The 24,876-nt window shown below is 56.3% G+C and carries 25 protein-coding genes; 16 read left to right on the forward strand and 9 right to left on the reverse strand.

All coding sequences use genetic code 11. The features are described from left to right. The first annotated feature begins 90 nt into the window (after positions 1-90). Positions 91-753, forward strand: a complete 663-nt coding sequence (locus TCELL_RS04300; protein WP_014737498.1) for a hypothetical protein — start codon at positions 91-93, stop codon at positions 751-753. On the opposite strand, the gene TCELL_RS04305 is transcribed toward TCELL_RS04300, so the two are convergent. Both TCELL_RS04305 and TCELL_RS04310 read right to left on the reverse strand, forming a co-directional pair. Beyond that, entirely contained in the window at positions 747-1,445 is a 699-nt protein-coding gene (locus TCELL_RS04305) for a 6-hydroxymethylpterin diphosphokinase MptE-like protein (protein WP_048163110.1), read from the reverse strand. The genes TCELL_RS04300 and TCELL_RS04305 overlap by 7 nt on opposite strands. Positions 1,446-1,457: 12 nt before the next feature. Further along, positions 1,458-2,246 carry a GTP cyclohydrolase, FolE2/MptA family gene (locus tag TCELL_RS04310; RefSeq protein WP_014737500.1) on the reverse strand — a complete coding sequence of 263 codons (789 nt, stop codon included), beginning with the start codon at positions 2,244-2,246 and terminating at the stop codon, positions 1,458-1,460. Positions 2,247-2,331: 85 nt separating this feature from the next. Here TCELL_RS04310 and TCELL_RS04315 point away from each other — a divergent pair, with 85 nt between their 5' ends. Genes TCELL_RS04315 through TCELL_RS04345 form a run of 7 tightly spaced genes read left to right on the forward strand, consistent with a single transcriptional unit; the run spans position 2,332 to position 8,520 of the window. Then, complete coding sequence (locus tag TCELL_RS04315; protein WP_014737501.1) at positions 2,332-2,562, forward strand: FeoA family protein; 231 nt, start codon at positions 2,332-2,334, stop codon at positions 2,560-2,562. A gap of 5 nt (positions 2,563-2,567) precedes the next feature. Then, on the forward strand, positions 2,568-4,628 hold the full coding sequence (gene feoB / locus TCELL_RS04320; protein ID WP_083830014.1) for a ferrous iron transport protein B: 2,061 nt from the start codon (positions 2,568-2,570) through the stop codon (positions 4,626-4,628). Between the two features lie 31 nt (positions 4,629-4,659). Beyond that, the gene (locus tag TCELL_RS04325) at positions 4,660-5,343 is read left to right on the forward strand and encodes an endonuclease III domain-containing protein (RefSeq protein WP_014737503.1); all 684 of its coding nucleotides are present in this window, start codon (positions 4,660-4,662) and stop codon (positions 5,341-5,343) included. A 30-nt stretch (positions 5,344-5,373) separates the two neighbouring features. Then, positions 5,374-6,240, forward strand: a complete 867-nt coding sequence (locus tag TCELL_RS04330) for a class I SAM-dependent methyltransferase (protein WP_048163116.1) — start codon at positions 5,374-5,376, stop codon at positions 6,238-6,240. 38 nt (positions 6,241-6,278) lie between these two features. After that, positions 6,279-7,193, forward strand: coding sequence for an ABC transporter substrate-binding protein (locus TCELL_RS04335; RefSeq protein WP_048163119.1), 915 nt, complete (start codon positions 6,279-6,281; stop codon positions 7,191-7,193). A gap of 53 nt (positions 7,194-7,246) precedes the next feature. Further along, positions 7,247-7,894, forward strand: coding sequence for an ABC transporter permease (locus TCELL_RS04340; RefSeq protein ID WP_014737506.1), 648 nt, complete (start codon positions 7,247-7,249; stop codon positions 7,892-7,894). Next, positions 7,879-8,520 (forward strand): ATP-binding cassette domain-containing protein, encoded by a 642-nt coding sequence (locus TCELL_RS04345; RefSeq protein ID WP_014737507.1) that lies wholly within the window; start codon positions 7,879-7,881, stop codon positions 8,518-8,520. The genes TCELL_RS04340 and TCELL_RS04345 overlap by 16 nt, the downstream gene beginning before the upstream one ends. Positions 8,521-8,526: 6 nt before the next feature. Here TCELL_RS04345 and TCELL_RS04350 read toward each other — a convergent pair whose 3' ends face one another. From TCELL_RS04350 to pcn, 3 genes are all read right to left on the reverse strand, one after another. Continuing rightward, positions 8,527-9,687 (reverse strand): PhoH family protein, encoded by a 1,161-nt coding sequence (locus TCELL_RS04350; RefSeq protein WP_014737508.1) that lies wholly within the window; start codon positions 9,685-9,687, stop codon positions 8,527-8,529. A gap of 64 nt (positions 9,688-9,751) precedes the next feature. Then, positions 9,752-10,378 carry a hypothetical protein gene (locus TCELL_RS04355; RefSeq protein ID WP_014737509.1) on the reverse strand — a complete coding sequence of 209 codons (627 nt, stop codon included), beginning with the start codon at positions 10,376-10,378 and terminating at the stop codon, positions 9,752-9,754. 10 nt (positions 10,379-10,388) lie between these two features. Next, positions 10,389-11,111 (reverse strand): proliferating cell nuclear antigen (pcna), encoded by a 723-nt coding sequence (gene pcn / locus TCELL_RS04360; protein ID WP_238529055.1) that lies wholly within the window; start codon positions 11,109-11,111, stop codon positions 10,389-10,391. A gap of 72 nt (positions 11,112-11,183) precedes the next feature. Here pcn and TCELL_RS04365 point away from each other — a divergent pair, with 72 nt between their 5' ends. Genes TCELL_RS04365 through TCELL_RS04380 form a run of 4 tightly spaced genes read left to right on the forward strand, consistent with a single transcriptional unit; the run spans position 11,184 to position 14,319 of the window. Further along, positions 11,184-11,567 carry a dihydroneopterin aldolase family protein gene (locus tag TCELL_RS04365; RefSeq protein ID WP_014737511.1) on the forward strand — a complete coding sequence of 128 codons (384 nt, stop codon included), beginning with the start codon at positions 11,184-11,186 and terminating at the stop codon, positions 11,565-11,567. Position 11,568: 1 nt separating this feature from the next. Then, positions 11,569-12,297, forward strand: a complete 729-nt coding sequence (locus tag TCELL_RS04370; RefSeq protein WP_014737512.1) for a flavoprotein — start codon at positions 11,569-11,571, stop codon at positions 12,295-12,297. Beyond that, complete coding sequence (locus TCELL_RS04375) at positions 12,294-13,841, forward strand: dihydropteroate synthase-like protein (protein WP_014737513.1); 1,548 nt, start codon at positions 12,294-12,296, stop codon at positions 13,839-13,841. Before TCELL_RS04370 ends, TCELL_RS04375 begins: the two co-directional genes overlap by 4 nt. A gap of 58 nt (positions 13,842-13,899) precedes the next feature. Next, positions 13,900-14,319 (forward strand): EamA family transporter, encoded by a 420-nt coding sequence (locus tag TCELL_RS04380; protein WP_014737514.1) that lies wholly within the window; start codon positions 13,900-13,902, stop codon positions 14,317-14,319. A 3-nt stretch (positions 14,320-14,322) separates the two neighbouring features. Here TCELL_RS04380 and twy1 read toward each other — a convergent pair whose 3' ends face one another. Beyond that, on the reverse strand, positions 14,323-15,417 hold the full coding sequence (gene twy1 / locus TCELL_RS04385) for a 4-demethylwyosine synthase TYW1 (protein ID WP_014737515.1): 1,095 nt from the start codon (positions 15,415-15,417) through the stop codon (positions 14,323-14,325). A gap of 168 nt (positions 15,418-15,585) precedes the next feature. On the opposite strand from twy1, the gene TCELL_RS04390 reads away from it, so the two are divergent. Together TCELL_RS04390 and TCELL_RS04395 are read left to right on the forward strand one after the other, a co-directional pair. Continuing rightward, on the forward strand, positions 15,586-18,096 hold the full coding sequence (locus TCELL_RS04390) for a sugar phosphate nucleotidyltransferase (RefSeq protein WP_014737516.1): 2,511 nt from the start codon (positions 15,586-15,588) through the stop codon (positions 18,094-18,096). Between the two features lie 71 nt (positions 18,097-18,167). Continuing rightward, entirely contained in the window at positions 18,168-18,824 is a 657-nt protein-coding gene (locus TCELL_RS04395; RefSeq protein WP_014737517.1) for a flavodoxin family protein, read from the forward strand. Between the two features lie 59 nt (positions 18,825-18,883). On the opposite strand, the gene TCELL_RS04400 is transcribed toward TCELL_RS04395, so the two are convergent. After that, positions 18,884-19,717: a sulfite exporter TauE/SafE family protein gene (locus TCELL_RS04400; RefSeq protein ID WP_014737518.1), complete on the reverse strand. Its 834-nt coding sequence runs from the start codon at positions 19,715-19,717 to the stop codon at positions 18,884-18,886. A 178-nt stretch (positions 19,718-19,895) separates the two neighbouring features. On the opposite strand from TCELL_RS04400, the gene TCELL_RS04405 reads away from it, so the two are divergent. Next, positions 19,896-21,116 (forward strand): L-fucose isomerase-like protein, encoded by a 1,221-nt coding sequence (locus TCELL_RS04405; protein ID WP_014737519.1) that lies wholly within the window; start codon positions 19,896-19,898, stop codon positions 21,114-21,116. 7 nt (positions 21,117-21,123) lie between these two features. On the opposite strand, the gene TCELL_RS04410 is transcribed toward TCELL_RS04405, so the two are convergent. Beyond that, positions 21,124-22,014, reverse strand: coding sequence for a DMT family transporter (locus tag TCELL_RS04410; RefSeq protein ID WP_048163124.1), 891 nt, complete (start codon positions 22,012-22,014; stop codon positions 21,124-21,126). 180 nt (positions 22,015-22,194) lie between these two features. Then, positions 22,195-22,899, reverse strand: a complete 705-nt coding sequence (locus TCELL_RS04415; RefSeq protein ID WP_014737521.1) for a DUF357 domain-containing protein — start codon at positions 22,897-22,899, stop codon at positions 22,195-22,197. Positions 22,900-23,062: 163 nt separating this feature from the next. On the opposite strand from TCELL_RS04415, the gene TCELL_RS04420 reads away from it, so the two are divergent. Then, complete coding sequence (locus TCELL_RS04420; RefSeq protein WP_014737522.1) at positions 23,063-24,850, forward strand: type III PLP-dependent enzyme domain-containing protein; 1,788 nt, start codon at positions 23,063-23,065, stop codon at positions 24,848-24,850. Positions 24,851-24,876 lie beyond the last annotated feature (26 nt).

Below are 24,876 nucleotides of genomic sequence, written 5' to 3' on the forward strand. Positions count from 1 at the left end.
CGTGCTCATGTTTCTTATCGCTGTTCGGCTAAAATACCTATTTAACTCGATCAACGAGTACTTGAGAACGCACGGCAACAGGGTTCAGCGATGATAATAAACCCGCTGGAGCTCCTACTAAAGTACCGCGTTTTAACGTTTGAGGAGTTGTCGAGGTTGTCGGGTTACTCCCGCGAAGTCCTAGAGAGGGTGGTAAGAGACCACGGCACAGCTCTACGCGTCGAGGGCGAGTTGGTCAGGGTCGTCAACCCGGTAGACATAGCCTTAAGGCTTTTACAGCGGGGTATGAGCCCCACCAGAGTCAGCGAACTGATCTCGTGGAGGGACTTCGAGGAGTTCTCCGCGGAGATCCTCTCCAAGAATTCGTACGAGACGGTCACAAACCTCTTGCTGACTAGTCCCGTGAGGTTCCAGATAGACGTCTTAGGTGTTGACACGGTATCGGGTATAGCCTTAGCCGTCGACTGTAAGCACTGGAGTAGGAACACGAGGGTCTCTCTAACGGCAGCAGCCCAGAGACACCTCGAGAGGCTCGAGAAGATGAGGAGGTACCGTAGCTTTGTGGTGGCCCGCTATCCGGTCGTGAAGAGAGCTGTCAAGGTCGCCGGTGTCATACTCACGCTGGTAAGGCCTCTATTCAGGGTCTACTCGGGTAGCGTCGTGCTCGTCTCTATAAGCGAGTTCAACTCCTTCCTCCGAGACCTGAGGGTGGTGATGGACGAGCTGGGTGTTAAGCCTCTCAAGCTCTACTGAATAAACTCGACTCTGACACCCTTCCCCTCGAGGTACTTCAAGAGCATCCTAGCCACCTCGAGCTTGAGTTTCTTCACACCTAAGTCCTTTACGATGTCGGAGGGGCAGTAATGTGGGGTGTCTAGGTCGAACCCCGCGAGTATTACGCGACTACTCCCGAGAGCCCTGGCGAGGAATACGGATCTGTCGCCGTCTGTGAACCCCCCGAAGTTATAGACAAAGGGCCTCGGCTCCACCTGGGTCGAGCCTATGAGCATCCCGTCCAGCCTCGGCACTACTGCTCTAAGCCTCTCCACGTTGTCCCCGTGGGCGTGGACCACTACGATAGAACCCCTCTGGGCCGCTGCATTTATGTACCTAACGTCGCCGTCGAGGTCTGTCACCACTATTAGTGGTTGGACGCCCTCCTCGAGCAGGTACCTCGTGGAGCCGTCTGCTGCTATAACGGGTAGGTGGCTGTACTTCTCTATGTAGAGCCTGACGTCCTTCTCCAGGTTCTTGCCGCAGCCGAAGACCACTACGGAGCCCATAAGCCTTGGTAACTGTTCGAGCGTGGTCTTCCCTTTGTGAGCCGAGATCAGGCCGCTCAGTACGTCTGTTGCGTACTGGTCTCTATCGAAGGACAGGGGCAACTTGGACTTGATCACGCTGTAGAGCACCGTCCACTCGCTCCTGTCTACGACCCACGTCAACGCCTGGCCCACCTAGCGTAGCTCCACTCTCAGTATCGCCTCGACGTTGTACTCGTGTATGGACTCGAATGAGAGGGCTCTGACGGTAGCATAGCCCTTGAACCACTTCAGGTTGCCTCTTATCCAGCTCGCTACCTCCCTTACCACGTCCTCGACGAACATAGGCCTCTCGACAAGCCCCTTTATTAGCTCGACTTCCTCGACCCTACTCAAGTACCCTTTCAACGAGGGCTGGACAACGCTCGAAAGACCGCTTATCAACGCCTCCTCGTCGACCTCCACGTGGCCGCTCCCGGCTCTCAGGGTCACCTCGACGACCACACGCTGCATGTGGGTCAGCGGCCTCCCAGTCAACTCGAGAGAGGTCTGGAGAGCACAAGGACAGGCGTTCGAGGTGGTGAACCTGTAGCTCCAGACCCTCCTAATCACGCCTACCCCCCTCGCGTACAGCACTCTCTTGGAGGCTTCGAAAGACCTGTAGTCGTCCTCCTCTCTCACGAGACCGCTGGCCTTCAGCACCACGAGAGCCTTACCGGAGTACTCGTGGCGGGACAGCAGCCTTTCAGCGAGGACCTCTGGCTCTCTGTAAACCTGCTCGCTCGTCATGGACCTCACGGCTTTGTAGCTCCTCGACAAGTGAACACCCCGCATGTAGGGTGGTAGGTCCACGTAGGCCTTCAGCACCGGGACAAGCGTTATACGCCCCCATGTAAACGGGGGCAACCTCATCCACCCTATACCGACGAAGTCTATGTAGATCTCATGCGCTGGCCTCTCGTCGTGGATATCGCGGGTCGACATACCGGGCTACACACCTTTAAAAAGGCGTATCAGCGTTATAGCATAATAGGATTTAGTGTTAGGATAACCTAACAAAGGGGGGAGTATGCTTACACTCGATAAGGCGAGACCTGGTGCGAGGCTTAGGATTGTGAGCATGGACGGGAGAGGTTGGGTTCAGCGGCTTTACCAGATGGGTCTCCTACCCGGTAGTATAGTGGAGATCGTGTCAAACTACGGTGCTGGACCTGTAGTACTGAGGGTGATGGGTGCCGAGGTCGCTGTCGGCAGGGGGATCGCCAGAAGGATCTACGTTGAAGAGGTGAAGGAGAGCTGAAGGAGATCACCGTAGCAGTAGCAGGACAGCCCAATGTCGGCAAGTCTACCTTCTTCAACCTGCTGACTAAGAACAGGGTCTTGGTCGCCAACTGGCCGGGTGTCACAGTCGAGAAACACGAGGGGTCTCTAGAACACAGAGGGTACCGCATCAAACTAGTGGACCTGCCGGGAGTCTACGGCCTCTCCGCGTTGACTTTAGAGGAGAGGATTTCGAGAAGCTACATTCTCGGAGGGGAAGCCGACGTCATAATAGCACTCGTGGACACGACTATACCCGAGAGGACGCTGTACCTGCCTATCCAGATCCTAGAGGCATACAAGAACGTCGTGATAGCCTACACAAAGTACGACATGGCACACGAGATGGGTATACACATAAACTTCGACACGTTGGAGAAACGGCTCGGTGTCCCAGTAGTGCCTGTGTCCGCGGCGACAGGCTACGGTATAGAGTACCTCTTGGACAAAGTAATAGAAGTAGCAGAGAAGGGCGGTAGAAGAGACTACTTGAGAATCGACTACGGAGAGCTAGAGCCTTTCATAGAAAGCGTTGAGCGAGAGCTGAAGAAGTGCGAAGGCTTGAGAGAGTACCCCTCAAGGTGGCTTGCAATAAGGCTACTCGAGGGAGACGAGGAACTGGCCGAAATGCTGTCTAGTAAATGCGGTAGCGAGGTGTACCGGGCATTTGAGGAGGCGAGGGATGAGGCACGTAAGGTCGTAGGGAAGGACGTATCCATGTTCGCCTCGGCGAAGAGGTTTAGCTTCATTATGAGCCTAACGCGCGAGGCGGTAGTCAGAGCCAGGACCCCCGAGAGGAAGGCGAGAAGCATCTTCTACCACCCTGCCATAGGAACAGCGCTCAGCTTAACTCTGTTACTGTCGATCTTCATGCTAGTCTTCATAGTCAACACAGGGTTCCCCTTGAACGTCGTATTGTCTTTACTGGGGCAGGAAAACCTAGCAGCGGTCGTTGAGGAGTACAGTCTGTCAGGTATGTTGGGGAAAGGTCTGGGCTGGCTTATGGACATTGCGAGGTCTTCTATAGCTAACCCGCTGTTGGCGAGTTTTGTAGCCGACGGCGTCATAGGCGGGGTAGCCTCGATACTCACTTTCCTACCACTGATATTCGTTGTAATGTTTGTCCTGTCCGTGGTAGAGGACGCGGGCTTACTCCCGAGGATGGCCGTGGGGGTCTCGGCGTTAACAACAAAGATAGGCTTGTCAGGTAACGCGCTGTTCCCGATAACTGTATCGCTTGGGTGCAATGTTCCCGGTATAATGGGAGCAAGGGCAAGCCTGACGGCAGGTGAGAGGATTAGACAGATACTGACATTACCGTTAATCCCCTGCCAGGCCAGGCTCGTCGTCTTACTAGCTCTAGCTACGGCGTTGAAGACTCTAGGTGGTTGGGTGATGGTGTTCACTGGCTACGTGGCGGCTTTCTCGGCGTTCATAGTGTTGAACTACGCCTTGTACAGGCTTTCGAGGAAAAGGGAGCCCATCCCCGAGATGCTCCTAGAGATCCCTGCTTACCATAAGCCGCTCGGTAAAGTCGTGTGGTGGATGACGTGGAACAACGTAAAGCACTTCCTAGAGAAAGCGGGCACGATAATATTCGTGTCCAGTGTCGCCGTGTGGGCTATGTCGTCGTTTACTCCCGCGCTCACGTACACCGATAACCCGTCTAACAGTATAGCGGCAGAGGTGTCCAGGCTCCTCATCCCCGCGGTCTACCCGTTCCACGTCGCAGGGGAAAACGCCTGGATGGTGGTGTTCGGGCTACTCATGGGGTTCGTCGCGAAGGAGGTCTTCGTGACGAGCATTCTCACGATAACTGGGACTCCCAGTATGGCCGAGGCGGTCTCGGTGATGGGCTTGACAGATGCTCAACTCATCGCGATAGGTGTCTTCACGACACTCTACGTTCCGTGTCTAGCCACTCTCTCTACCATATACAGCGAGACGAGAAGCGTCAAGCTCACGGCCCTCGCAGTACTCCTGTTAATGGGCACAGCTTACCTCGTATCCGCCCTCCTGTACTACTTTTTAACGTTATTAGTGTGAACCCGGGATCTAGCTGGTTCAGGGTCCGTTTTTGAGGGAGGTCTGCACACGTATCTACGAACTGTTGTCTAGGAGGTACGAGATAAGAGAGGGAGAGTTCGTCGGACTAGTTGCGAGGAGAAACCTCTTCGAGCACCTCGTTGCCGTTCTACTGAGCCAGAACACCAACGACAAGAACGCTATCAGAGCGCTTTCTAACTTGAAAAGCAGGCTCGGCAAACTCACCCCCGAGAAGGTCCTTTCGCTGGACGTAGGCGAGCTAGCGCAGTTGATAAAGCCTGCTGGTCTACACCTTCAACGCGCTAGGAGGATCGTGGAGTTGGCGAGTTACCTAAGAGACCGGCTCGAGGAGTTCGAGTCGGAGGTCAGAAGAATGGACGTGCTCGAGGCCAGGGAGGTGTTGATGAACTTGCCAGGGGTAGGCGACAAGACAGCTGACGTAGTACTACTGGTCTACTTCGGGAAACCGGCTTTCCCGGTCGACACGCACATCAAGAGGATAACCACACGGCTAGGCTTCGTGAAGGGAGGCTCGTACAAGAAGGTATCCGGCTTCTGGCAAAGCTGCCTCCCACCAGACAAGTACCTGGAGACCCACCTCCTTCTAATCCAACACGGCAGGGCAATTTGTAAAGCCAGGAAGCCCCTGTGCCACGAGTGCCCTATCAAAGAGTTTTGCGAGTACTATAAGTCCAGGGGTCTCCGTCAACAGTAGTCAGGAAACAGCGTAATCGTGGGGGTAACATTGTCCAGGGGTAAGATACTGAGGAAGCTGGCTAGCGAGACACTGGGCGAGGAGTTGGCGAGCAAGCTGTGGGGGCGGATCGAGTTCGTCGGTGACATAGCTCTGATCAGGATACCGCCCGGTATAGAGGCTGACGCGCTCAAGCAGCTCGCCGAGAGGATCTTGGAGGAGTTCAAGTACGTCAAGAGCGTGTGGGGCGGCCACCCTGGTGTCCAAGGGGAGTACAGGCTCCGGAAGTACGTTCACCTGGCCGGCGAGCCGAGGAGCGAGACTGTTTACAAGGAGCACGGCTGCCTCTTCAAAGTGGACATCACGAAGGTGTACGTGTCCCCTGTCCTAGGCTACGAGCACAAGAGAGTCGCTGGCCTCGTCCGCCCGGGTGAAGTAGTTCTAAACATGTACGCGGGTGCCGGCTTGTTCAGCATCATAATCGCAAAGCATAGTAGACCGTCCAAAGTCTACAGCGTCGATATCAACCCGGACGCGTACAAGTACATGGTGGAGAATGTCAGGCTAAACAAGGTCGAAGGAGTGGTAGAGCCTATTCTAGGGGACGCCGTAAGGGTGATCCAAGAGAGGCTCGCCGGCTCAAGCGACAGGGTCTTAATGCCCTACCCGGACATCGCCTTAGACCACCTCCCCTACGCCATCATGGCCTTACGTGACGGCAGAGGAGTCGTACACGTATACCTCCACGTTAAGGCGGCTAAGGGCGAGGACCACTTCGAGAAGGCCGCCTCCCTCCTAAGCCGGAGGCTTGGTGAGATAGGCGTACAATGGTTTAACGTCGCGAACAAGAGGGTCGTCAGGATGGTCGGGCCGCGAGTTTACCAGGTCGTACTCGACGTCGAAGTGAAAAGTTTTTAATTGAATGCAAATGCGAAGTATAAAGCGGGGTGTTCACTGTGAGCAAGACTGTAATCGCGGTCGCACTCCTCGCCACCTTCCTAGCCGGCTTCGCGGGCGGCTACTTGTTCAACTTCACGAGTAAGCCGACCGGGGCGCAAGCACAGACTATTAGAATTACGGTGTCGACGACGACAAGCTTATACCAGACCCACCTGCTAGACGACCTGCTGGCAGACTTCAAGAACACGACTGGGTTGAGCGCCGAGTTCAGCGTCCTCGCCAAGGGGAGTGGCGAGGCGCTAAGACTGTTGAGCGACGGCTCGGCTTGTCTGGGCTTCACTCACGCCCCCTCACTCGAGCTGAAGTACATTCTCAACGGTAGCATCGTCAGGTTGAGCATCTTCGCTTACAACGAGTTCGTGATAGTGGGCCCCAGGGACGACCCAGCGGGGGTCTCCAACGCCACATCGGCTGTCGACGCCTTCAAGAAGATCTACGATGCGGGTGAGAAGGGCTTAGCCAAGTTCGTGAGTAGGGGCGACAACTCGGGGACTCACGTGAGGGAGTTACAGCTCTGGAAGCTCGCTGGGCTAGACCCCAGCAAGAAGACCTGGTACCTGGTCTCGGGGCAGGGCATGGCTCAGACGCTTCTAATGGCCGACAACACTGGGGCGTATACCCTAACCGACGTCGGGACGCTCCAGAGCCTCGTATCACAGGGCAAGATCAGCAACCTGGTCGTGCTCCTTAGAGACCCCAAGCTACTTATCAACGTCTACAGCTTCTACGTCTCGTCCAGCCAGAGCTGCAGGAGCAAGGACGTGAGTAACCTGGCACTCCTACTCGCCGAGTACTTGAACACGAGAGGGCAGCAGTTAATAGCCTCAAAGTATAAGGACCTCTTCAGCCCAGCCCTCCAGAACCTGACAACTATTGAGTCCGCCTGGCTCGAGCTAAGTAAGCTTGCCTGACGCGGCCACGCCTATATCCCACGAGAAGCATTTTTCCACCCTGGTGTTGAGCCTTGGAGAGCCTCCTCGACATCACGCTGAGAAGCCTGTGGATATCCGGGCTGGCTTCACTCGTGTCCTTCATGGGAGCCCTGGCTTTGTCGTTTTCCCTGGCCCGCACCCGGGAGAGCGTGGGCAACGTCGTCGCAGGCTTTATCGAGTCGCTAGTTGGCGTCCCTACGACTGTCATAGGCCTTCTGACCTATATGCTACTCTACCCTAAAGGCCCTCTCGCCCCATTGAAGTTGCTCTACACGCCTTGGGCTATCGTGATAGGCGAGAGCCTCGTGGCCCTACCGGTCTCGACGGTCGTCCTGTACAGGTCTGTCAAGAGGAGCCTTAGCGTGGTAGGAGAACTGGCAGCATCGCTGGGTCTAACAGGTGGAGACCTCCTCGGGTTGGTGGCGAGGGAGGTCATACCCGACCTCTTCACGTCGTATCTGGTGGGGTTCTCGAGGGCCATTGGAGAGCTAGGGGTAGCCCTCATTGCGGGTGGCGGGATTCAGGGGTACACGAACGTGCTGACGACGGCTATAGCCCTCGAGACGTCTATAGGAAACTACGAGGACGCCATCAGCGTCGGGCTGGTCCTGATCTCGATCACCGCCCTGATAACATTAGCGTTGAAGGCTGTGGGTGAGAAGCTTTGGAGGTCGTTCTAGAAGGCGTGAGCCACACGTACAACGGTAAGGAGTACGCTCTCGAGGAGATCGACCTGTCTATCGATGGCCCGGGGATGTACCTCGTCGTGGGGCCCAACGGGTCGGGGAAGACCACTTTGCTGAAGATAGTCTCGCTCAACCTGAGACCCAGCCGAGGGCGCGTAACCGTCGACGGCGTGGACGCCTGGAACACCAGTAAGAAGGAGTTCGCCGAGTTAAAGAGCAGGTTTGTCTACTCCCACGACAAGCCTATTCTGCTACGAGGGACCTTCAGGTACAACCTGACGATGGGGGGCAGGCTGTCGGGTAGAGTCGACGAGGACTTCATGAAGCGCCTGGTCGAGCTCTTCAGAGTGGAGAAGTTACTTGAAAGGAAGTCGTGGGAGCTGAGCGCGGGGCAGGCAAAGATATGCTCGTTGATAAGAGCCCTGTCTGTTAAGGCGGAGGTCTACGCGCTGGACGAGCCGTTCAATAGTCTAGACTCGTCCAACGTGTCCAGGCTCCTATCGGTGCTGAGGGAGCTCTCTAATACGAAGGCCGTCCTCGTCTCGACACACTTCCTGTACGAGGGGTTGTTGAACTCGGCGAAGAAGACGATAAGGCTGATCAACGGAAAAATAGCCTGAGATAATCTACTTACCGCTCTTCCTCTCCTCTCCACGCCTCTCTTTAGGGGCCTCGACCTCTATGACTCTGACCCCGACCCCCATTAGCCTCCTCATAACCGCGTCGATGAACCTGACGTGGCTTCCCTTCTGTCCCACGAAGGCAGGGTAGGCGTCCGAGCTCACCTTGACTAGGAGGTCTGGGCCCGCGAAGTCGGCGTCGATGATGTGCTTGTGGATCCAGCCAATGGGGTGTATCGACCTCACCAGCGGCTTCAGGTCCAGAGTCAGCTCCACGGCGCGGAGTTTAAGGCCTGTATCGCTCTCGACAGCGGTTATCCTCTCACCACCCTTCCCTATCAACCTCCCGATGTAGCCTTCTTTGACTACTATGAGTGCGTCGGGCAGGGTCTCCGTCTTTAGCCCAACAGACTTCTTCTCGTCGATGAACTCGACAGCGGTGATCACCTCGGCGTCGGGGGCCCTGATCTTTGTGGCGTCGATGATCATCTTCTCGCTGTCCTTCAGCTTCCTCGTCCTCAGCTTGGTCTCTAGTATCAGCTTCACCCCTCTGCGCGCGCCGGGCCTGACTATGTCTTTGAGCCCGAGGTCGACTACTCTCGCCGACTCTTCGCCCAGGAGCACCTCTCTCAGTAGCGACGCGCTATCTTTACTACCGTGCTCTCTCTGGAAGACCGGGTCTCCGGCCACGATGAGACGACTGTTCCTGCCTATCCTAGTTATCAGCTCCACAGCGCTCTCGACTGACACGCTGTGGACGTCGTCTAGGAATATGATCGAGTCGTCGAACGTCCTACCCCTCAAGTAGTGGGTGTCGGCTATGACGATCCTGCCCTGCTTGATCAGCTCCTTTATCTTCTCTACTTCGATATAGCCCGACAAGACGTCGCCCATGTAGTTCGAGGCGACATCGTAGTACATCTCTCCAAGCTCGACCATCGAGAGCTCCCGTCCAGTCGTTACGTCGACTACGGGCCTCGAGATAACGAACCTCCTGTACTCCCCGCTAAGCACGGCGTCTACACCGTAGAGCAGGCTGAAGAGGCTTTTACCAGACCCTGTCGGTCCGAAGAGCCCTACGATCTCGTACTTCTTGTTGGACAGCGCTATCTGCATCTCCTCCTGGCCCGGCGTCTGGGGTTTCAAGCTCTTGAACAACTCACCCATACAGTTTTCCCTCGCGGGGCTGATGAAAACACAGCCTAGTTAACAGGATTCTAGTAAATAGCCATTATAAGTTTTCGAGCAAATCGTGGACAGCACTCTCCTTGAGCCGTAGAGGGGTTAAGCCAGAGGCCAGCTTCCACGCCTCTGCTAGCAGCGCTTTCAAGACTGCTGGGTCGGCTCCACTCTTCTCAAGAGACTTCTTGAGGCGGTCTCTGGACAGGCTGTCCGCCCACGCCATCATGAGCGCTAACCCCTTCGCAGTGTAGGGGTACTGACCTCTCGCGACCAACTTCGCGATCAACCCCTCTAGTGGGGGAAGCCTGACCTCGAACCCGAGCAGGTTATACGCGAAAGACTCTCTAAGTAGTTCGACGTCAAGCCCAGTCACGGCCGTCTCGATCACTAAGAGAGGGAGTGTGACAAGGTTTACAGCGGCAACACCCTTTTCTCTCAACGACGTCCTCAGCTTTGCTTGTATATAACCCATCTGTGTCGCAGAAGTCACGGCTTGAATAACGTCGTCTTCTCTACCCGCGTCGACGAGCACCCTCGCCTCTTGTAGGGGTTGGACAAGCCCGTAGAGTCCGGTGGCTAAGTCGTCTAGGACGACGTAGTTCACTCCAAGCCTTCTCAGCTCTCTCCCAATCCCCTCGACGAGCCTGAGCGTCTCCTCTAGAACCCTGCTCGTCATGCCGGTCCATCTACAGTGCGGGGGCTAGTAGGTACACTATCTTCCCTACCCCAAGTGAGAACTCTAGCTGGAGTGGGGAGTCGGTACTGAACCTGACGGCTATTGTGTCGGATATTTTGCTGAGCCCGATCACCGAGGAGACGTAGGAGACTTGGTAGCTAGCCTTGCTCCTCTCCTTTACCTCGAGGGACACGAGAGCAGGTGACCCGACTTGGTACTTGGCCTCGACGGTCCCGGTGCCCTTCCCCCTCACTATTAGCTCCTCCTCGGTTGCCTCGAACTCTATCTTCTCCGAGACGCTTTCCACGTCTTTAACTGCCTCCTTGAGGCCGCCCGCTATAAGCCTGGCGTCCACTTTAAACTCCAGGTTCGCGAGAGATATCTCGGGCGGCTTAACGTCGAGGTTCCTGAACTTGTAGAGCCTCTTCGTCGCAGAGACTAGCGTCAGCTCGACGTACTCCTCGTCGCCTTCGATGTTGAGCCTGTCCCCTTTCTTCGCCTTTTTGAACAGCTTGTCCAGGTTGGACACCGAGACTCCAATGTTGAGTGGGGCCTCTACGTTGTACTCGCTGAATGCTTCCGCGGGCAACTCTATGTCTATCAGCGCGATATTGCTTATGTCCATTGCCGTGATCCTGAGCTTATCTTGTTGAAACTGGAAAGCCACTTCATCGACTATCTTACTCAAAGCGTCTACAATCTCCTTGAAGTACCTGGCCTCCGGGTAAACCACTTTTATCAATATGCTACACCATACATGTGATTATACGTTGAGCCTAGGTAATTAAACTCAGTGGTCGGTTCTATGACTGACCGGGCAGCCAAGTACTTCACCACCAAGGCGACGGAGAGAGACCGTGCGGTGTTCGAAGCAGGCCTTGCACTGGGCATGGTGGTCCACCAGTTTACGGGTATACCACTGAGGAGCAACGAGGACGCAGAGATGCTGGAAAGGCTGATCGAGAGGTCGATCTTGTCGCAGCCGTACAGGACAAGGGCGAAAGTCGCGATAAAGAGGAGGTTCGACCACAAGCCCGAAGACCCCTACGACTATAGCACCCTTAAGACAAGCGACCTCGACGTCCTAGTAGAGGTGAGGTACGGTAGGTTCGTGGTAAGGGCCAGGCTTAGGCGTGTTGAAGAGCTCGACTTCAACCTCGCCTACATCGAGGACATCGAGGAGGTGTGAGTTGAAGGGCGTAGCGTGGGCTATAACCGGGTCCGGGGTCTTCATCAACGAGTCGCTACAAGCCATACGGGCCCTCAGGAGTAGGAACGTCCCGGTTACCGTGTTCGTCTCGAGGGCAGGCGAAGAGGTCTTGAAGATGTACGGTATGATCAGGTTGCTAGAGGAGCTCGTGCGTGGCGAGTACCCGAACGAGGTAGTGTACGAGAGGGACGAGGGTCACAGCTTCCCGAAGACCGGTAGGTTGTACAAGGGTGTGTACAGCTTCGTGGTAGTTTCCCCGGCTACGACCAACACGGTGGCTAAGATAGTCCACGGGATAGCGGACTCGCTGGTGTCGAACCTCGTAAGCCACGCGATAAAGACGGGTACGCCTGTTCTCGTGGTCCCCTCTGACCTGGTTGAGACGACCTCGAGGATACCACTACTAGTAGACCGAGACGTGTGCGAGTCCTGCAGTAGTTGCGTCGCAAGCACGGCCTGCCCCACAGGGGCAATGAGTAGAGACCAAGTGTTCAAAGTACGGGTAGACTTGTTGAAGTGCGTCCTATGCGGTTTGTGCGTTGAAGCGTGCCCGTACGGTGCTATAAAGTTGAACGTCGAGATAAGGGTCAATCCCCACCCCTACTACGTGGGTATCATAAACAGGTTAACCGAGATACCGGGTGTGAGAGTCCTCGAGAACCCAAACCGCGTTCTCGACGTTCTCAGGGAGAGAGGTGTCTACGCTTGAAGACGCTTTTTGTGACGGGTAGGCTGGCTAGTGAGATGCTAAAGAGGGTGCTCCACGAAAGTGGCTTGAACCCCAGCGAGTACGACGTCTTAGTGGCCGATATAGACGTGGCAGCCTTCATGACAGCGTCCTATGTAAAGCGGGTACTCGAGTCCCGCAGAGACCTCCTCCGGGGCTTCGACCTAGTTGTAGTCCCCGGCTTCACACGAGGCGACCTATCCCAGGTTGCCCGCGAGCTCGGTGTGAGCATAGTCAAGGGGCCTCGGTTCCTCCAGGACATACCGCTGTTTATTAAGGCCCTCAGGGAAGGCGTGAGGTTCTCACCCGTAGACCCCGCAGACACGCTACTTGAGGGGTATAGGTCTCTACGCGAAAGGGACTTGGTTAGGAGAGTCGAGGAGAGCTCGTGGGAGAGCCGTGTTTTCACCATAGGGTCTGGCCCTACCGCAAAACCGGTGTCGCGTGTAAGGCCACTCGTGGTAGCCGAGGTCAGCAACGCTGTGGAGCTAAGCGAGGAGGAAGCCGTTGCCACAGCTAAGAGATTCGTCGAGAGCGGCGCTGACGTGGTAGTCGTCGGTGGAGAAGCGGGAGAGGATAGGCCGGAAAAAATCGGGTCCATCCTAAGAAGGCTCCGGGGTGGGCTAGGCGTCCCAGTAGGGGTAGACGCGTACCACCCCAGCGAGGTGGAAGTGGCGCTTAAGGAAGGCGTCGACCTCGTTTTCGTGTCCAACGAGGAGGTTCTAAGGCTGGTAAAGTTGCTCGTACCTTGTGACACGGCAATCGTGGTCACGCCAGCAGCTTTGAAACCGGGCGGGCAGACACCCATCGAAGGGCTCGGAGGGCTAGTGAGCGAGCTGAGAAGAGAAGGCTTCGCTAAAGTAATCGCGGACCCCGTCCTTCACCCACCCCTCATGGGGTTGTTGGAAAGCATTAAATCGTACATCGACTTCAGAGAGAGGTTCCCAGACACCCCTCTAATGATGGGGGTGGGCAACGTAACAGAGTTCATCGACGCCGACTGCCACGGGGTCAACGCGATCCTCGCCTCGATAGCAGTGGAGCTAGGGGTGGAGCTACTGCTCACAACCGAGGGGAGTACCAAGACGAGGGGTTGCGTAGGCGAGCTCGTCAAGGCGGCCAGGCTCGCGTCCATGGCACGCTACGAGGGGAAGCCCCCCAAGGATTACAGCGTGAACCTCCTCTACTTGAAGAGCAAGAGGAGCCGGGAGGTGAAGGGCACTCTTCCCGAAGACGCCGTGAGGGTTGAGTTACTAGAGCCCGTGAGGCTCGACCCCCGGGGCTTTTTCAAGGTCTGGGTGGACAGGGGGCTCGGCTGTATCGTTGTAGAGCACTACAAGACAGGTGAGAGCAGGCCCGATCACGTCTTCTGCGGTAGTGAACCGGTGTCTATTGGTAGGGAGATAGCCAGGAGGGGTCTAATAGAGTTACTAGACCACGCTGTCTACTTGGGTAGCGAACTACAGAAGGCATGGATTGCGCTCAAGACGGGGAAGGACTACGTCCAGGACGAGGACTTGTTCTGAACACCCAAGCCTTTTATAGTCAATACACACATACTGGGCTTTGTCAACGGTGCCCTAAATGGAGGATTGGCTTGTCTACGCACTCCTAGATGCTTTCATGGCCGCGCTCGCGACGATCTTGGCGAAAGTAGGGCTGTCTGGTGTAGACTCTATAACGGCGACTGCCGTGAGGTCTGTTGTCATGATGTTGTTCACAGTGGGGTTCATGTTGGTGGTCCAGGGCCCAGGGCTACTGAGGACCCTGACCTCTAGAGACGTAGTCTTCATCGTGTTGAGCGGTGTAGCCGGCGCGCTCTCCTGGCTTCTCTACTTCATGGCGCTCCAGAAAGGGCCTACTACCCCGGTCGTCGTTGTAGACAAGTCGAGTCTCCTCTTCGTCGTCGCGATGTCCGTTATTCTGCTGAGAGAGTCGTTGACCTTGAAGAAAGCCGTTGCGGCGGCGCTGATGTTCGCTGCTATCATTCTACTCAGTATGTGATTTTTAGTCCTCTCTCTCCTCGTACTCCTTAGTTAGTACTGGGCACCACTTCTCGGGGTGCTCTACTCCGTCGGGGCAGCCCTTCCCGTGCCTAATAGGCTTGTCGATTCTGCTCAACAGCACAATCCTGCTCGGTATGCTCTCGCTGAGTACCTTGTACCCCGTCAGCTCGCTCAGCCTCTGGGCGACCCTCCTTATGTCCTCGTGTTCGGGCATGTTCGCGAGAGTTAGCCTACCCCTGCTACCACCGAGGAACATGTAGGCCTTGACCTCGATGTAGGTCGGGTTGCCTCTCTCAACCATCTTAGCGAAGCTCCTCAGAGCCTCCTCGTGGTCGTTATACCCTTTGACTATCGTGAACCTGAACACTGTGGGAGATCTGAAGCTCCTCACTATCTCGAGCGTCTCCTGGAATAGCTCCCAGGCTCTCGGGACGAGCGGCCTGTTGAACTCCTCGTAGGACTTCTTGTCCCACGACTCGATACTGATGTAGAGCTGGGTCGGCTCCTCCTCTAGGTTTGCTAGCACGTCGGGTCTCGTACCGTGGGTGACGAGGAAGGTTGTTATCCCCCGCTTGTGGTACTCCTTAATGAGCTCGCCCAGCCGTGGGTAAAGGAGGGGTTCCCCCGTCAAACTTATGGCGGCGTGCTTCGGGTTCATGGCCTCCTCCACCCTCTTCTGGTCTGCCTTGGGGTTGCCCTTGAAGCCCGCCATTATCTCTCTGTGTACCTTGATGCTCTCCTCTACGAGGACCTCCGGGTCGTCGACCACTGGGACTCTCGTCTCGTCCCAGTGGAGGCCTATGTCCTCGGGCTGTATCCTCCAGCAGTGGAGGCACCTGTTCCAGCACCACGCGGCAACAGGGGACATCTGGATACACCTGTGGCTCTCGATACCGTACCAGAGGCACTTGTAGCAGAACCTGTTCCTCAGGACGGCCTCTTTGCTCCAGTGGCACCTCTTAACAACTCCTATAGTGCCTATGAAGTGGTAGCCCTGCTTGACCATTCTCTCGTAGATAGCCCTGTACGCCGGGCTGCTGTTCCAGAACTCCTCCCTCTTCCTCTTCACTTCGCCCCAGTCTATGCTCTTTAGCACTGTTCGAAACACCCAACTCCTAGGATTGGAAACGGCTCTTATTAACTGTGTTGTCACGCTTTTATACCGTGGAGCAAATAATCCTATCTGGGCCCTGCACGTGATGAGCGAACCCGTGTCAGAGCTTTTTGCCATGAAGACGGTTGGCGTTGCTGAGGTGCAACCTGTTTGGTCAAGGCAGTTATAATGGCTGGAGGAGAGGGCTCTCGCCTCAGACCCCTGACAGTGACAAGGCCTAAGCCGATGATCCCTCTGGCAAACACGCCGATTATTGTAAGGCTGATCAAGCACTTGAAGGAGAACACGGGCATCAGCGACATAGGCATCACCCTTCACTATCTACCCAACGTAATAATGTCCCACCTCAACGACGGGGCAGACCTAGGGGTTAGGCTTCACTACGCTGTAGAGGAGAAGCCGCTGGGGACGGCAGGGGGTGTCAAGAACCTCGTCGAGGCAGAGGGCTGGGACGACACTATACTAGTGATCAGCGGCGACGTCGTCACGAACATCGACTTGAAGAGGCTGGTCGAGTTCCACTTCGATAACCGTGCTGACTTGACCATGGCCGTCAGGAGGGAGACGGATGTCACGAGGTTCGGTATCGTGGCGCTAGACGAGAGGGGGAGGGTGCTGAGGTTTAAAGAAAAGCCGTCGCCGAACGAAGTCTTCAGCGACATCGTAAACACGGGTATCTACGTTATCGAACCCCACGTTTTCAAGAAGTTGGAGTCCAAGCGTAGCATAGACTTCGCCTCCGACGTGATTCCCCGGCTCCTCGCAGACAACTTCAGGGTCTTCGCCATGAGAGTGGACGACTACTACTGGAGCGACATAGGGGACATAGAGCAGTACAGGGCCACACACGCGGACCTCTTGTCCCGGAGGCTCGCTTTACCGGGCGGGGTAGAGGGGCGAGAAGTCAGGCCGGGCGTTTTCATCGGCAGGAACGCGCACGTCGACGTCGAGAGGGTCATACCGCCTGTGGTGGTCGGTAACAACTCCAAGATCATATCCTCCACGTTGGGCCCCTATACTGTTATAGGTAGCAACGTTGTGGTAGAGGAGGGCAGTAGAGTCGAGAACTCGATCGTTTTCGACAACGCCTACATAGGTAGCGCGAGCGTTGTAGAGGGGGCGGTGATCGGCGAGAAGGTCACCCTCGGAGACCACGTCGTCGTGTCGGAGGGGGTTGTTATAGGCGACGAGACACGCGTAGGTAGGGGGGCAAGCCTAAAAGCGAGGGTCAAGATCTGGCCTATGAAGATCATCGACCCGTACACAACTGTCTCCTCCGACATTAGGTGGGGCGTGAGGTGGAGTAGGGTACTCTTCGAGCCCTGGGGCTTGACCGGTATACTGAATATCGACATAACGCCGGAGTTCCTCGTGAAGCTGGGCTCGGCTATCGGCAGTATAATGAGGGAGGGCGAGAGCGTGATAGCGGGCAGCGACATCTCGCCGGCCAGCCACGTAGGTTTACAGAGCATGATAGCCGGGTTCATGTCTGTCGGGGTCGGGGTGAGGTACGCCGGTTACACGCCCCTCCCCTTCATTGCGTTCGGCGTGAAGTGGCTGAAGACGAGCGGCGGGGTCTACGTGAACACTCTACAAGGCGAGTACGCAAAGATCCGCGTCAAGGTCTTCGACAGGGAGGGCAAGTTCCTGTCCAAGAACCTGGCGAGGAAGATCGAGGACGTCTTCTTCCGCGAGCAGTTGAGGAGGTCTGCCGAGATAGACGCCGGCTTCCTCGTCGAGGAGAACGGGCTCGAAAAGCTGTACGCGGAGGAGGCGTCCACTCTACTCGACCTAGAGGAGGTTGATGGTAGTAAGCTCTCGAAAGTCCTAGTGGACTGCGGCGGAGGCGTGGTCTCCAAGGTTATAGCGGACGTCTTCTTCAAGACGAAGCTCCCCCTGTACTACTCGAACTGTACAGATGTGAGGACGCCGAGGGCTATTAGGAGACAGGCCTTCACGGAGCTGGTCGATTCCAGCATCGCTATAGTGAAGGGCACGGGGTTCAGACTAGGGTTCATCTTCGATAGCGACGGGGACAAGCTGACGCTGGTCACTGACAGGCACGGCTTGGTCGCCGGCGACAAGCTCGTAGCATTAATGGCGCAGGTGGTCCTGGCCGAGAGGCCTGGGAGCAGGATACTCCTCCCAGAGACGACGCCTAGGGCCATAGTCGAGTTCGTGGAAAGGCTCGGCGGTAGAGTAGAGCTGGCCGAGACGGGGCTCATGGGTCTATCGGAGAAGATTAACACCTCCTACGCTCTGGCGGCGGACGAGAGGGGCTCTATAATCTACCCGGAGTTCCACTACGGCCCGGACGCGATATTCACGGCCATGAGGCTCCTGGTGTTCGCGAGCAGGTTCGACATCAACGAGGCAGTCTCGAGACTCCCTCTGATACACAGGGTGGTCAAGGAGATCTACCTCCCGTTCGAGAAGCGAGGCTTGTTTGCCAGGGAGCTGACGAGGGCCTTAGACATGAGGGAGATCGAGATGATAGACGGGCTAAAGATATTCGATGAGGGGGTTGGCTGGGTCTACCTCAGGTTCTCGAGGACAGACCCCGTGGTCGAGGTTATATTCGAGCCCATAGAGGAGGGCAAGCTGGAGTACATGATCAAGTCGGTGATGGACCTGATCGGGAGGGTTCTCGGAAAGATATAAAAGAGCTCTTCCGGCTTAAATCAAGCACTGTTACCTGCTCTCTTGGCTCTCAAGATAGAGGTGTGGCCCTTATGGTTAAGATTGTTATTGTAAACGGTAGCCCACACGAAAACGGGGCAACCAGCAAGTTGGCCAGGGTGGCTGCCAGGGGCGTCGAGGACGCAGGGGGGAAGGTCGAGGAGGTCCGGCTGTACTCGTACAGGATAAACCCCTGTATGGGTTGCGTGAGCGAGGATGTAAAGAAGTGCTACTTCCCCTGCCCAGCATATAACGACGACTTCAACTATGTGGCGAAGAAGCTCATCGACTCGGACGGGTTCATCTTGGCTACTCCAGTCTACTGGTACGCGCCGAGCGGAGTGTTAAAGAACTTTATCGATCGCCTCACGAGCCTGGAGAACATGATATTCCACGTGGGTAGAAGCCTCCTGGACGGCAAGGTGGCGGGCTTTATAGCAGTGGGAGCTGACAGCGGGGTTATGACAGCGCTCTCCTACATGGTGATCGTTATGAACAGTATGGGAGTACTAATACCCCCATGGGCTATAGCCTACACGCACAGCGTCGACCCGCTCGAGGACGAGCAAGCCGTTAGAGACGCCTACAACGTAGGTCTAAACGTGGTGCGAGCAACCCTACTCGCCAGGAGGGGAAGCGGGGTCTGGTACAAGCCAGACGTGCCTATAGACTACTTGAGGTCAGTGTACATTACTCAACAAGCCCGTTGAATACGGTTAAGCAGGGCCGTAAACACCGCGCTATCCTAGTAAAAGACGAGAGTTTTTTATCATATCAGGCCTTGTACTTTGGCAAGCATGTAAAACCCCACAGACACGGTGATGAGACCGTATAGAACCCTCAGCTTGTCTCTAGGGGCCTTGACCGAGAGGTTTGTCCCGAGGTAGCCCCCGACTACACCACCTAGAACGTAAAGGAAGGCTATGCTGGGTATAACGTGGCCGGTTAACGCGTACTCGACCCCGCTGGCTACGCCGAACGTGCCCACGCTTATCAGGCTAGTACCGATGGCCCTGGTTATGCAGAGACCGGCCGAGAACATCAGGCTTGGGACTATTAGGAACCCTCCCCCAATCCCGAAGTATCCGCTGAGCAATCCTACGAGGAAGCCGAAAAACCCTACCTTGACGGTTGTACCCTTCGTTATCCTCCGGCACTCCTCGAACGCCTTGACCACCCTGTCGACCTCGTGGATAGTCCCAGCCCTCGGGGCTTCCCTCCTCGCGGCCATGTAAACACCGAGCGTGATCATCGCTATAGCGAAGTACGTCAACAGGCTTTTCCCCGGCGTGATCCTCCCCAGGTAGGCGCCCGTCAGAGAGCCGAACAAACCCACCCCGGCGAACACGAGGCCTATACAAGGCGACACGTTCTTCTTCCGTAGTTGCATGAAGGAGTTGATGTAGGCGTTCACACCCACAGCAAGAGCTGTTGTACCTATCGCTACGTGCGCCGCGTCGGGGGCGTTCTCGAGCCCCACGAAGTAAAGTAATAGTGGGACGGCTAGGATGGATCCTCCTCCCCCTATCAGTCCCAAAGAGAATCCGACTATCAGCCCCGAGACTAGGGAGGCGAGTACCTGGTAGAGGCTCACCAGGGTCACCTGTCAACAGAAATCGAATATGAGGATAATACATTATACGCCTCACGTCAGAACCGCTCCTCCACGTAGCTGTGGCACCGTAGGACCCATGGCCGTGACTAGTCTGCGTCGTGTAGGCGTGGTAAGGTATTTATCTCTTGGGCTTAGAGGAGACTCTTGAGACCCGGGGAGGTGCCTCGTGGTCAAAGTTGTCGTCGCCTCCTCTAAGCTGGGGCTCGAGTTTGGCATGGGTTTGTCGAAGGACGTGGAGCGGGAGCTTGCATCAAGGGGGCTCGGGAGCCTGTTCGCCGGACTGGTAACAGAGACCGAGCATGTTAGTAGGCTGACCGACTGCGACGTGGGTGTCGTGGTCGTGGCCACGGGCGGCACCGAAGAGCTCATCGTGGCCCTCGGCGAGACGTGCCAGGTAGCGTATGTATTGTACCACGACGCCTACAACAGCCTCCCAGCCACGCTAGAAGCCGCGGCACTCCTCAGGAGGCGTGGAAGGAGGGTCTGGCTCAGCGAGTACAGGAGCCCCGTGGACGCCGCAGGGCTCGTCGAGAGAGTCGTGAGAGTCGTCGACGGCGTACACACCCTGAGGGGGTGTAGGCTCGGCGTTATCGGGGGTGTCAGCGACTGGCTTGTCTACAGCCGCGTCGACCCCGAGGTGGTCAAGAAAAAGCTGGGCTCCGAGGTCGTCTACATACCCATGGAGGAGCTGTTGAAGGAGTTCGACGAGTCGCCACCCCCAGCTGAAGAGTCAGTGTTGAAAGAGGCGAGAGAGGTGCTAGTGGACAGTAGTGAGGTCAGGAAGGCCCTCCGCCTCTACAGTGCTCTCGAGAGCCTCGCTAAACGGCACAGGCTATGCGGGTTAACCGTGAAGTGCTTCGACCTGATCACGCTGAGGAGGGTCACGGCCTGTCTGCCTCTGGCGCTATTCAACACCCGGCTATTCCCCGCGGCCTGTGAAGGAGACGTCCCGCTACTCCTGTCCATGGCCCTAGGGGAACTCGTGACCGGGCAGCCCGTCTTCATGGGGAACCCGGCGGTCGTGAGGAGAGACGAGGTGCTGATAGCCCACTGTACAGCACCACTGGTCTCCTCTTTTAGGCTGATGACGCACTTCGAGTCAGGCCTCGGCGTGGGGGTCAGCGTTGACTACCCAGTCGGAGCAAACGTGACCGTGTACAGGCTTACCCCCGACCTCGAGACCATCAGGGTCGGCGTGGGGAGGATAAAGCAGTGGTCTTGGCGGAGCAATTTGTGTAGGACGCAAGTGCTGGTAGAGATGAAGGGGGCTGAGAGGATCGTCAGGGAGAGCATTGGGAACCACTACGCGCTGATACTAGGAGACTGGTCCAATGAGCTGTCACTAGCCGGGGAGCTACTCGGGCTGAGAGTCGAGGAGCTGGAGTAGTAGGGCGTCACACCCACACCAACACGATGCTCGCGATCACGCCCAGCCCCAGTAAGACCTTGTACGGCTCTAACACCTGGCCCAGCACTAAGTACGCGAGGACCGAGGCCCCGATCGGCTCTGTGAAGACTATGCTCGTTACGATGTTCGACTTGAAGAACCCGAGCAGGTAGTTCATGAGCGTGTGACCGCCGATCATCGGCACCAGGGCCAGGAGTAGGGCGAACAGGATTTTGTGAGGAGTATCAGGTACTTGGAAAGAGCCCCTTACCAGGCTGTAGAGGAGCGCGGTGAGAGAGGCCGTGGCGTACGTGGGTATCACGTACTCCACTGTACCGAGGCCGAACCTAGACCTCGCGACCCTACCGAGCAGGAAGTACGAGGCGACGAAGAGGCTCGATATCATAGCGTAGACGTCTCCCTCTGACAGTTTGAGACCGGGGCCGCCCAAGAAGAGGTACAGGAACACCCCACCGGACAAGAGGCCGGCTACCTCCCTAGCCCTGACTTGGCCGCCAAGGGCTAGCCTCTCCATCACGAGCAATAGAAGCGGGTAAGTGTCGACCAGTAGCGTGCTCTCGAAGACAGGTACGAGGAACAGGCTCTCCATCCACAAGGCGAAGTGTAGCCCCAGGAAAACACCTGATAGCGCCGAGACCACGAGAGCTCTAAAACCGCTGGGTCTAACAAACTTCCTTCTCGAGAGCAACAAAAATACCGTGGCGATAAAAAGTCGCCAGAAAGCCGCCGAGCTTGCGCTAAGACCAGAAAGTATGACGAGAATACTCGCCGAAGATATCGAAACAGAGATTACCAATAGGTATATCGGTAGGAGTCTGACGATTCCCCTGCTCTCATAAATGGGTGAGTCTTGGCGACCCGCGTGTACGCTTGTCATGTTAATGAGGGATACACAGCCATCTTATAAGCCTGCCACTCCACTTCTTGCTGGTAGTGCCCTCTCGGAAAATTCAAGTCTCGAACAACCACATCTCACCTCGGATGCCTTAACGGCCGACTAGAGCACATCACCGAGGCCGCCCGGTCAAAGAGCTATGTCTGTGCCGGCCCACCCTCTTCACAGCTCTTGTTTTTTAACACCACCTATCTGGCTACAGACCCTCCTTATAATGCCGCTTGTACTATAGAGGTCGTCCCCTATCCGCTCGGGCAACCTCATTACTCTCACCCCGCGTATTCCCCTCCCCTCTAGTTTGTCGCTAAGCCCTTCTGGTGTTATCCACTGGTCGGGCCCTAGTAGTATGATGTCGGGTTTTATGTGCTCGACGGGCTTGAGGAAGTCCTCCTCGTCTCCGAGGACGGCTGTGTCCACGTACTTGACCGCGCTGACTACCTCCAGTCTCTGTTGCTCGGGTACCACCGGCTCTCTCCCCTTAATTCTTCTTATACTACTGTCCCTCGCGACTATTACGTGGACTCTACCCAGCTCCCAGGCCTTCTTCAGTAAGTGGAGATGACCCGGGTGCAGTATCTCGAAGGCGCCTGCTACGAGTACCTTGGGCCTCGCCAGTAGCTTGGACAACGGCTCCCACCCGAATTCGGCCTTGCCGAGCCTCTTCAGTGCGTCTAGGAGACCCTCGGCATACGCTATGCAAGCCAGGCTCGTGAATACGTCACCCTTCTCGAGGTAGTACTTAGAGTCGCTCAGGTACGCCCTCGCGAGCTCGACTATCCCCCGGGACTCCTCGTCTAGGCTCATACTGCTGAGAGTGCTTATCGCCTTCTCGACGTTCAGCACGTACGCTCTCACACGCTCCTCCAAAGCGAGGCACCACTATAGTGATCCAGGCTAGCATACTGATTAATTAGTAGACACGGTAATATCCCAGTATTACAATTGGGTCATCTTTATAAACTAGTCTAACATACGTAGTGGTTGGTAAAGCACGTGGGGTTTTGGCGGCTGGGAGGGGAACCCCTGAGAGATGTCAGATAGCGAGTGGAGCGTTGAGCTGGCTAGGGAGCTATACGGATTGAACAACTACATGAGACAGGAATTCATCGACGTCGACGACGAGGGCTTTCTGGTGGTAAAAGTCAACGGTTACAGGGCCAGGCTACTCGACCTCATGAAGAAGTTCGGGTTGTCAAACGCCTACGTTCGTGTACTCCCCGCGATCCGCTGGGCAATGGACCAGGTGGTGAGGGCCTACCTGGAGACCTCAGAGGAGGCCCAGTACAGAGGGAGGCTCATACCCGTCTACCCGCTGAAGGTAGACGCCAACCCTGTGGTCGTTGAGACGATTTGGAGGCACGGGCGCCGCTACAACTGGGGCTTCGAGGTAGGGACTCTCCAGGAGTTGAAGAGCATCGAGAAGTACCTGAGCGAGGAGACGGGCGTCCTCGTAGTAGACGGCTTCAAGACCAGCGAGGAGCTCGAGGCTCTGAAGAAGCATGCTGAGAGGGGCTGGCGGGTCATACTCACAATCGAGAGCGAGAGAGAGGCAGAGCTGGCTGGGAGGTTCCTCGACTCGATCGAGGTCGGTGTCAGGCTGAAGCCTATGACTCGTACAGGTAGCAAGTGGAGCTTCACGATGGGCTTCGCGTCGAAGTTCGGGATGACGCTAAACCACCTCATGATGATGGTCAAGGACTTCCCGTTCTTGAAGAAGGCGTTGACCACAATACACGTACACGGGGGGTCGCAGATAACGGACATAAAGGCGGTTGCCAGGCTGGCGCACGAGGCTGTCAGCATACTGGAGGACTTACGCGAGTTGGGCTTCGAGAACCTGAACGTCATAGACCTGGGCGGAGGTCTGGCCTACCCTTACTTGGATTTGAGAGACGGGTCTCACGAGTCCCCCAACTACACGGTGAGAGACTACTTCAAAGCGGTACTGAGCGCGTTCAGGAAGAGCAAGAGACACCCAGACCTCGTCTTCGAGAACGGGCGCATCATAACCAGCGCCCACAGGATCGTAGTTGCGAAGGTGCTCGAGACTAGGGAGTACGGCCCAGAGGAGTACGAGGAGAGCCTGGACTTGGACTTCATCGAGAGAGCGAAGGACATGAAGGAGCTTGAGAGAAGCCTGGTCGAGTTCAGAGAGGTGCTTGCTAAGATGGAGGGTAAGGAGGAGTGGGGTATACGGGCCAAGCATATCATTGAGACCACGAGAGCCAGGATGATCAACAGCGTTGTTTCGAAAGTGATGAGGATGGTGCTCGACAACCCCTTGGAGTTGAGCGAGGTCCTCAAGTACCCGACCCTGTTCAAGATCGTGACCTCGCCGAGTAAGAGGTTCATCGTCTCCTACAGCCTTTTCGCCGATATACCTGACAAGACGATAGTCAACCAGTACTTCCAGGTGGTGCCCCTCACACGCTTGAACGAGAAGCCCCACGTACTAGCCTCGCTGAGCGACTTGACGTGCGACAGTATGGGGGAGTACAGGGAGTACTACTCCTACGTCTCGAGGGTCTACGACAAGAGGCAGGCCTTCACAGGCATGGACAGTAGACTAATGGCTGTGCCCGGGGTTAAGGTTAAGCTGGGGGGCATACCGCTACACCTGCCCTCGAGCGGGGAGGACTACTACATCGCCTTCCTAGACACCGGCGCTTACCAGGACATGCTAGCGATGAAGCACAACCTGATCGGCGAGCCACCCGAGATCATTATCGACGAGTCTAGCGAGGGCGAGCTGAGGGTCGAGTGCTTGAAGTGCGAGAGCAAAGGCTACACGGACATGAAGACGGCCGGCCAGGTCTAACGAGAGACCGCTTGAGGGCTTCTAGG

This window comes from Thermogladius calderae 1633 (genome assembly GCF_000264495.1).
GTDB lineage: Archaea > Thermoproteota > Thermoprotei_A > Sulfolobales > Desulfurococcaceae > Thermogladius > Thermogladius calderae.